Here is a 7813-nt window from a genome sequence, read left to right as displayed (position 1 = left end):
GGGCGGGGGCCGGGGCCGGGGCCGAGGCCGGGGCCGGTCGGACGGGCGTGGGGCGGCCGTGGGGATGTGGCGTGGGTGAGTCGTTGATGATGTCAGCTCGACAGGCGCTCGTCGGCGCACCGGTCCGCGCCGGAGCCGAGGGGAGTGGCCGGAGGTTCGTCGTCGCGACGGCGCAACCCGGCCGGGGGACGCCGCAGCCCGCCGGTCACAGCGGCGACGGGTCGTCGCGCAGCCGGCTGTAGAGCCACCCGTCGCGCCACGCGCCGGCCCGGAACTCGCAGGCCCGCAGGACCCCCTCCAACTGGAAGCCGGCCTTCTCCAACGACCGCTGCTCGGCCGCGTTCTCCGCGTGGGTGCCGGCCTGGATGCGCTGCGCCGGGGTGTGGCTGAACAGGTAGTCGCACAGCAGCGCCTGGGCCCGCCAGCCGATGCCCCGGCCGCGCCACTCGGGCAGCAGCACGATCCCGATCTCCCAGTAGGGCGCCCGCCCACCGTACTGGCCCTGGAGATAGCTGAGATAGCCCGCCGCGACGCCCGGGGGCTCGACCTGCACGATCAGGCCGCCGACCTTCTCGCCCAGGTAGCCGTCCTCGGCGAAGCGGCGGGCCGGCGCGGCAGGGTCCCGGAAGCCGGCCCAGTCGAGCCCGACCAGCCCGGGTTCGACCGCGAACCGGCGCAACATCGCCAGATCGTCCTCGGTCACCGGGCGCAGTCGTACGGTCGACCCGGGCGCCTCGTGGACGACGCCGGGCACCGGGGGACGGGCACTGTCCATTCTCCGCACCGTACCGACGGGTCGGGCCGTCCGCCGCCCCGCGCCGGCGCGGCGTCCGACCACGACGAGCGCCCCGCCCGTACCGCCCCGCCGGCCGGGCTAGACGGCGGGTGGCCGGGGAGTGCCGCGGGCGGCGAGGACGCGCAGGGTCTCGGCGGTGGCGATCGCGTCGCTGCGGGCACTGCCGTGCCGGCCGTCGCCGCTGTAGAGCGACGGGTCCGCGACCAGCGGGTGGTCGGTCAGGTGCACGTGCAACGTGCCGAGGCGCCGCGCCACCGCGCCGGTGTGCCGGGACAGCCGGCGCATCCGCTCGCCCAGGCCGGCCCGCAGCGCGTCCGGCACGGCCGGGCTGTGCGACACGTCGAACATGCCCACCGTGATCACGTCCGCTCCGGCGTCGCGCAACGCGGTGACCATCGCGGAAAGCTCGGCGTCGACCGCGTCCGCGTCGTACCCGGGCCGGAACGCGTCGTTGCCGCCGCACACCACAAGCGCCAGGTCCGGTCCGAAGGCCAGCGCGGCGGCCAGTTGGGTGGCCCGCACCTCGTGTGCGCGCAGGCCACGTCGACCCAGGTTCAGGTAGGCCAGCTCGGGCCGCACCGCGCGCAGCTCGGCCGCGACCCGGTCCGCCCACTGCACGTCCGGGTAGCCGTCGACCGGCTCGCAGAGCCCTTCCGCGACGCTGTCGCCCAGCACCACGAACCGGTGCCACGGATGCCCACGCAGCAGCTCGCCGGCCTCACCGGGTCGCAGGCACCAGGGGTCCGTCGCCTCGGTCAGCGTCGATGGCATGCCCGGCAGGCTAGCCGAGCCGACGCGCCGGAGGAAGGCCGTCAGGCTCCGGCCCGGTGCGCGGCGGCGAGCCGCTTCGGGGCGCGGGTGTACCACGCCTCGGTGACCAGCTCGGTCAGCTCGGCCGCCCCGATCCGGTCGAGCCGCACCAGCACCGCCGGGTAGCCGTCGAGGTGGGGCACGGTGAAGTAGACCGCCGGGTCGTCGGCGAGCAGCGCCTCCTTGGCGCCCAGGTCGGGCACGCGGGCGGCGAGGACCGGCCCGTCGGGCGCGGCGTCGCCGAGCGCGTCGAGGTCGGCGCGACGCAGTGGCCGTTCCCAGACGAACATCTTGTCGCGCACCCGCCAGGCGGGCAGGTCGTCGTAGGACCCGCGTTCGGTGGTCTCGGGCAGGGCCAGCGCGACCCGCCGGACGTCGTCCCAGCTCGCCATGCGCCGACCCTACGCCCACCCACCGACACCGCCGGTCAGGCAGGCGTGGCCGCGACCGGCTCCGGCGCGGGGCGGTCGGTCGACGGGCGACGGAACAGCAGCGGGACCACGGTGAGCACCAGGCAGGCCACCGCCATCACCAGCAGCGCCCGGTGCAGCCCGAGCGCCGCCACCGACCAGCCGCCGAGCAACGCGCCGACCGGCAGGCCGAGGAAGGCCACCGAGCCGGAGATGCCCAGCACGCGGGTCTGCAACGCCTCTGGCACCCGCTGATAGAGCGCCGCGCCGAGCAGCGGGTTGACCGCCGCGATCCCGATGCCGGACAGGAACGTCACCACCAGCACCACGACCAGGTCGTCGCTGAGCGCCAGGGCGAGCAGCCGGGGGGTACCGCTGAGCGCCAACCCGAGCGCGAACACGGCCTGCCCCGGCAACCGCGTGCCGAGCAGGGTGAACAGCAGGTTGCCCAGCAGCGCGCCGGCGGAGAACACCCCCAGCAGCAGCCCGAACCCGGCCGGGTCGCCGAGCACCTGGTTCACCCAGAGCGGGATCCAGACGGCGACGCTGGCGTTGGCGAACATGTTGGACGCCGACACCACGATCAGCATGGTCAGCAGCGTCCGGTCGGTGCGCAGGTACGCGAAGCCGCCGCGCAACGCCCGCAGGTAGGGCTCCCGGGGTGCCGGGTGGGCCGGCGCGGGCGGGTGGACCAGCAGCCCGATCAGCAACGCGCAGACCGCGAACGTGGCCGCGTCGATCCAGATCGCCCGGGTCAGCCCGACCCAGTCGATGAGCAGGCCGCCCAGCACCGCGCCGAACAACGTCATGCCCCGGGCCAGCCCGTCGTAGGCCGAGGTGAGCCGGATCAGCGGCACCCCGGCCCGTTCCGCGGCCGGCTTGAACAGCACGTGCTTGACCCGGTCGCCGATGCCCCGCAGCCCGCCCGCGACGGCGACCAGCACCAGCAGCGTGCCGAACCCGAGCCAGGGCGCCAGCGCCACCACCGCCATCGCGGCGGCACTCGCGGCGTCCACGAACACCGAGGTACGGCGTACCCCGAACCGGTCCGCCCACGGGGTGGCCAGCGCGCTGGAGAGCATGTACGGCAGCGTCTCCGCGGCCGCGACCAGGCCCATCCGGGTCGGGCTGCCGGTGGTCTCCAGCACCAGCCAGGGGATGGCGACCACCGAGATCCGGGTACCGAGGTTGGACAGCAGGTCGGCGCCGACCAGGGTGTACAACTCCCGGCGCGGGTTCACGCCGGGGTCCCCACCGAGTCGGTGTCGGCCGGATGCGCGGCGGCGTACCGGGCCCGCAACGCCCGTTTGTCGACCTTCGCGGACCGGTTGAGCGGCAGCGCGTCGACGAACTCCACCGCGCCCGGCGCCCATGTCTCGCTCAGTTCCTCGGACACCAGCGCGATCAGCTCGTCGCCGGTGACGGTCGCGCCCGGCGCGGGCACCACGTACGCGTGCGGCAGTTCCCCGGCCACCGGGTCCGGCACGCCGATCACCGCCGCGGCGCGGACCTCGGGGTGACCGGCGAGCACGTCCTCGATCGGGCGGGAGTAGATCGGCCAGCTGCGCTGCCGGGTGAGGATCCGGTCCTGGAGCCGGTCCACCAGGTAGAGGAACCCGTCGGCGTCGAGGTGGCCGATGTCGCGGGTGCGCACCCAGCCGTCGACGAGCGACTCGGCGGTCAGCTCGGGCTGCCCGTGGTAGCCGGCGAAGCTCAGTTTCGTCCGCACCCACACCTCGCCGTCGACACCGGCCGGCAGCACCCGCCCGTCGGCGTCGCGGATCTGCACCGTCACGTCCCCGTACGGCCGGCCGCAGGACCGCAGCCGCTCCGGGTGCTCCGGGTCCTCGGTGAGCCCGGGCAGCGCGCAGATGACCACGGCCTCGCTGAGCCCGTAGACGATCCGCAGGCACGGGCCGAACCGGGCGATCGCCTGACGCAGCCGGGCCGGCGCGGCCGGCCCGGCGCCCACGTTGAACATGAACATCGCGGAGAAGTCGGCGCCCGGCAGGTCGGGGTGGTCGAGCACCTCGTAGAGCATCGGCGGGGTGACGAACGTGGAGGTGAGCCGCTCGGCGTCCACGGTGGCGACGAACGCGGCCGGGTCCCACCGCTCACGCAGGAACAGCACCCCGCCGGTGAACAGGTTGAACAACGTGGTGATCTGGCCGCTGGCCAGCCACATCGGGGAGTGCGACAGGTGCCGCAGCAGCGGGAACCCGGCGCCGCGGAAGTCGGCGGCCAGCGCGAGCACCTGCCGGTAGAAGCTCTCCCGGTGGTGCACCAGCTTCGGCGTGCCGGTGGTGCCGCTGGTCTGCAGGAACGACTCCGGCGCGGGCACGTCGGCCGGCGAGGGCTCCGGCTCCGCGCCACCGGCGGTCAGGTCCGGCCCGGCGCCGCCCGGGCCGAGGCAGAGCACCGGTACGCCGGTCAGGCCGGCGGCGAGCCGCCCGCCCAGCGGGTCGCGCGGGTCGTGCACGAAGACCTCCGGTTCGGCCAACGCGACGAACTCGTCGATCTCGCGGCGGGAGGTGACCGGGGCGATCCACATGCTGCGGCAACCGAGCAGGTGCAGCGCCAGTTGCAGCAGCGGCCCCTCGAGGGTGTTGCCGAGCATCACCAGCACCGCGGCTCCCGGCCGTACGCCGTGCCGGCGCAGCGCGGCGGCCAGGCTCCGCACCTCGGCGGCGACCTGGGTGTAGGTCAGCCGGCGGTCGCCCGCGACCAGCGCCTCCCGGTCACCGAATCCGGCGAACAGGTCGAGCGCCTCGTGCACGTAGTTCGGGCGGTCGGTCATGGCAGCCCCCATCGTGGTCCGCGAGCGGCGTCCGGGCAGGTCGGAGCCGGGACGAGACGGCAGGTGCCAGGGTCGGCGACCGCACCGCCGCCGGTTCCGAGCCTAGGCAGACACGGTCCACGGCGGACAGAGCCGATCGGCGTCGGCTCGCGCCCCCCGGGCATTTGATCAGGTCGATCAGGTTGATTGACGCTCGTCATCGCGGACGGCTAGTTTCCCGTCCATCGACCGGGCGGTGACGCCGACCGCGCCACGCCCGGGGCTGCCGACCATGGAGGATCGATGCCGACCCCGAAGAGATGGCACGTCATAGCTTCCGCCGCAACGCTGCTGCTCGCCGGTACCCCGGCGGTCACCGCGAGCGCCGGCCCCACCGACACCGACCGCGCCGGGCACGGGCGCGCGGAGTGGGCCGGGAGCTGGGCCGCGGCGGTGACCCGCGGCAACACCGTGGGGCTGACCAACACCGGCCTGAACGACCAGAGCATCCGGATGACCGTGCAGACCACGGTGGGCGGTCCCCGGCTGCGGGTCCGACTCACGAACCTCTACGGCGAGCAGGCGGTGAAGGTCGGCCACGCGACCGTCGCCCGGCCGAACACCGCCACCACCGACGACCTGTCCGACGTCGACCCGGCCAGCGTCCGGGAGCTGCGGTTCTCCGGCGGCACGTCGGCGACCATCAACAAGGGCGCGGAGCTGCTCAGCGACCCGCTGCCCTATCCGGTGGCCGAGCAGGAGGACCTGGTGGTCACCCTGTACTTCCCGGTGCTCACCGGTCCGGTCACGTTCCACGGCCAGTCCCGGGTCACCAACTTCATCGGCGCGACGGACCTGACCACGAGCGCCGGCGGCGCCGGGTTCACCATCAAGCCCAACTGTTGCTGGATGTTCCTGTCCGGCATCGACGTCGAGCGCCGGGCCAGCCCGGGTTCGGTGGTGGTGCTCGGCGACTCCATCGGCGACGGCAACGGCAGCACCGTCAACGCCGACCAGCGGTGGCCGGACCTGCTCGCCGAGCGCCTGATCGACGCGCGTCCGGAGGTCCGCACCCCGGGGGTGCTCAACCTCAGCCTGGCCGGCAACCGGCTCAACCACGAGGGCACCGAGCCCGGCGCGGGCGGCTTCCCCGGCTACTACGAGCTGGGCCCGAACGCGCTGGCCCGGCTCAACGAGGACGTGTTCCCGCAGACCGGAGTGCGCACCGTCATCACCCACCTGGGCATCAACGACATCTGGATGAGCGGCGACAGCGCGGAGGCCATCATCGCCTCGCTGCGGCAGCTCAACCAGCAGGTCAAGGCGCGCGGCCTGACCAGCCTGGTCGGCACGATCACGCCGTACGAGGGCAACGGCGGTCCGGGCGTGTGGACCGAGGAGAAGGACGCCACCCGCAACGCGGTCAACGCCTGGCTGCGCGGCGCCGGTCGGGCCGAGTTCGACGGCGTGCTCGACTTCGACGCCGTGCTGCGGGACCCGGCACGGCCGAGCCGGCTGCTGCCGGCCTACGACGCCGGGGACCACATCCACCCGAACGACGCGGGCGCGCGGGCGATGGCGAACGCCGTTCCGTTGCGGCTGCTCGGGCTGTGACACCGGGCGGGGGCGGCGTCGGCACGGCGGCCGCCCCCGCCGCCATTCCTGGGGAGGAACGACCGCCGTGGACGTCAGCGAGATACTCACCGGCCTGTACAGCGAACAGGGCCGGCAGAACCCCTATCCGTTCTACGCGGCCCTGCACGCGCACGGGCCGATCAACCACATCCCCGTCCGGGCCGAGCACAGCACCGTGACCGCCGTCGCCGGCGGCTACGACGTGGTGGACCGGATCCTGCGCGATCCCGGCTGGTACAAGGGCCTCCCGCCGGGCTGGGAGGAGCAGGAGATCCTGCGCACCTTCCTCACCTCGATGATGTTCGTCAACCCGCCCGACCACACCCGGATGCGCGCCGTCTTCGCGAAGACCTTCACGCCGCGGCGGCTCGGCGCGCTGGAGCCGGTGGTGGTGCGGATCGTGGAGGAACGGCTGGACCGGATGGCCGAGGCCGGCGGGCACGGCGCCGAGGTCGACTTCGTCGCCGACTTCGCGTACCCGGTGCCGGCCCTGGTGATGGCCGAGTTCGTCGGCCTGCCCGCGGCGGACCTGGCCTGGTACCGGCAGCGGGTCGACTGGATCGACGAGTACATGGACGTCTCCGGCAAGACGCCGGAGCGCCTGGTCCGGGCCAACCAGGCCGCCGAGGAGCTGCGGGTCTACTACCGGGACCTGATCGCCCACCGGCGTCGCTCGCCCGCCACGGACCTGATCAGCGGGCTGGTCGAGGTGCTCGACGCGGGCGACGTCGACCTCACCGAGGACGAGCTGATCAGCAACCTGATCGTGTTGTTCAACGCCAGCTTCGTCACCACCGTCTACATGTTCAGCAACGGGTTGCCGCTGCTGCTGGACCATCCCGAGGTGACCGCGGCGCTGCCCGGCGACGACGCGTTGGCCCAGGGCTGCGTGGACGAGGTGCTGCGCCTGGAGAGCCCGGTGCACTTCCTGGCCCGCTCCGCGCCCGCCGACACCGACGTGGACGGCGTCCCGGTCGCGCGGGACGACAACGTGCTGCTGTTGATCGCCGCCGCCAACCGCGACCCGGCCCGGTTCCCCGACCCGGACCGCTTCGACCCGCACCGCGACGGCCCGCCGTCGCTGGCGTTCGGCGTCGGGCTGCACTTCTGCCTCGGCTCGGCGGTGTCCCGGTTGGAGGGACGGATCGCGCTGCCCCGGCTGTTCGCCCGGTTCCCCCGCCTCGCCGTCACCCAGCCCTACACCTACAGCGGGAGTCTCTTCCTGCGCGGCATCGACAAGCTCTTCGTCACCACCGGGGAGGCCGGATGACGCTCGACCCGCAGGTGGTCGCGTGGCGGGCCGCGCGCGCCGCCGCCGGCACCGCGCCGCTCTATGCCCAGACCCTCGCCGAGGCCCGCGCCGCCGACCTCGCCGCGATCCGCGCC

The 7813-nt window shown here is 74.0% G+C and carries 7 protein-coding genes and 1 pseudogene; 3 read left to right on the top strand and 5 right to left on the bottom strand.

Going from position 1 to position 7813, the window contains the following annotated elements; genetic code table 11:
- Nucleotides 1–205: 205 nt before the first annotated feature.
- The 5 genes from HUW36_RS20770 to HUW36_RS20750 all read right to left on the bottom strand — a co-directional run bounded on the left by HUW36_RS20770 (nucleotide 206) and on the right by HUW36_RS20750 (nucleotide 4813).
- Nucleotides 206–775 carry a GNAT family N-acetyltransferase gene (locus HUW36_RS20770; RefSeq protein ID WP_174529694.1) on the bottom strand — a complete coding sequence of 190 codons (570 nt, stop codon included), beginning with the start codon at nucleotides 773–775 and terminating at the stop codon, nucleotides 206–208.
- 99 nt (nucleotides 776–874) lie between these two features.
- Nucleotides 875–1567 carry an SGNH/GDSL hydrolase family protein gene (locus HUW36_RS20765; protein WP_174529693.1) on the bottom strand — a complete coding sequence of 231 codons (693 nt, stop codon included), beginning with the start codon at nucleotides 1565–1567 and terminating at the stop codon, nucleotides 875–877.
- A gap of 41 nt (nucleotides 1568–1608) precedes the next feature.
- Nucleotides 1609–1998, bottom strand: a complete 390-nt coding sequence (locus tag HUW36_RS20760) for an MmcQ/YjbR family DNA-binding protein (RefSeq protein ID WP_174529692.1) — start codon at nucleotides 1996–1998, stop codon at nucleotides 1609–1611.
- Between the two features lie 35 nt (nucleotides 1999–2033).
- Nucleotides 2034–3257, bottom strand: coding sequence for an MFS transporter (locus HUW36_RS20755; RefSeq protein ID WP_174529691.1), 1224 nt, complete (start codon nucleotides 3255–3257; stop codon nucleotides 2034–2036).
- Nucleotides 3254–4813 carry a class I adenylate-forming enzyme family protein gene (locus HUW36_RS20750; RefSeq protein ID WP_174529690.1) on the bottom strand — a complete coding sequence of 520 codons (1560 nt, stop codon included), beginning with the start codon at nucleotides 4811–4813 and terminating at the stop codon, nucleotides 3254–3256. The genes HUW36_RS20755 and HUW36_RS20750 overlap by 4 nt, the downstream gene beginning before the upstream one ends.
- 309 nt (nucleotides 4814–5122) lie before the next feature.
- On the opposite strand from HUW36_RS20750, the gene HUW36_RS20745 reads away from it, so the two are divergent.
- The 3 genes and pseudogenes from HUW36_RS20745 to HUW36_RS20735 all read left to right on the top strand — a co-directional run.
- Nucleotides 5123–6406 carry an SGNH/GDSL hydrolase family protein gene (locus tag HUW36_RS20745; RefSeq protein ID WP_174529695.1) on the top strand — a complete coding sequence of 428 codons (1284 nt, stop codon included), beginning with the start codon at nucleotides 5123–5125 and terminating at the stop codon, nucleotides 6404–6406.
- 67 nt (nucleotides 6407–6473) lie between these two features.
- A complete protein-coding gene (locus tag HUW36_RS20740; protein WP_174529689.1) occupies nucleotides 6474–7697 on the top strand; it encodes a cytochrome P450 in 1224 nt (407 codons plus the stop codon).
- Nucleotides 7694–7813: pseudogene (locus HUW36_RS20735) on the top strand (alpha/beta hydrolase); the annotation flags it as partial. The gene HUW36_RS20740 and the pseudogene HUW36_RS20735, both read left to right, overlap by 4 nt.

Source organism: Micromonospora maritima (assembly GCF_902825405.1).
Classification (GTDB): domain Bacteria; phylum Actinomycetota; class Actinomycetes; order Mycobacteriales; family Micromonosporaceae; genus Micromonospora; species Micromonospora maritima.
Note: the sequence above shows the minus strand (reverse complement) of the source record. Positions and strands in the feature narration are given on the sequence as shown.

Coding starts and splice junctions, on each gene's coding strand:
- HUW36_RS20770 (WP_174529694.1), bottom strand. CDS start 775: ATGGACAGTGCCCGTCCCCCGGTGCCCGGCGTCGTCCACGAGGCGCCC.
- HUW36_RS20760 (WP_174529692.1), bottom strand. CDS start 1,998: ATGGCGAGCTGGGACGACGTCCGGCGGGTCGCGCTGGCCCTGCCCGAG.
- HUW36_RS20750 (WP_174529690.1), bottom strand. CDS start 4,813: ATGACCGACCGCCCGAACTACGTGCACGAGGCGCTCGACCTGTTCGCC.
- HUW36_RS20765 (WP_174529693.1), bottom strand. CDS start 1,567: ATGCCATCGACGCTGACCGAGGCGACGGACCCCTGGTGCCTGCGACCC.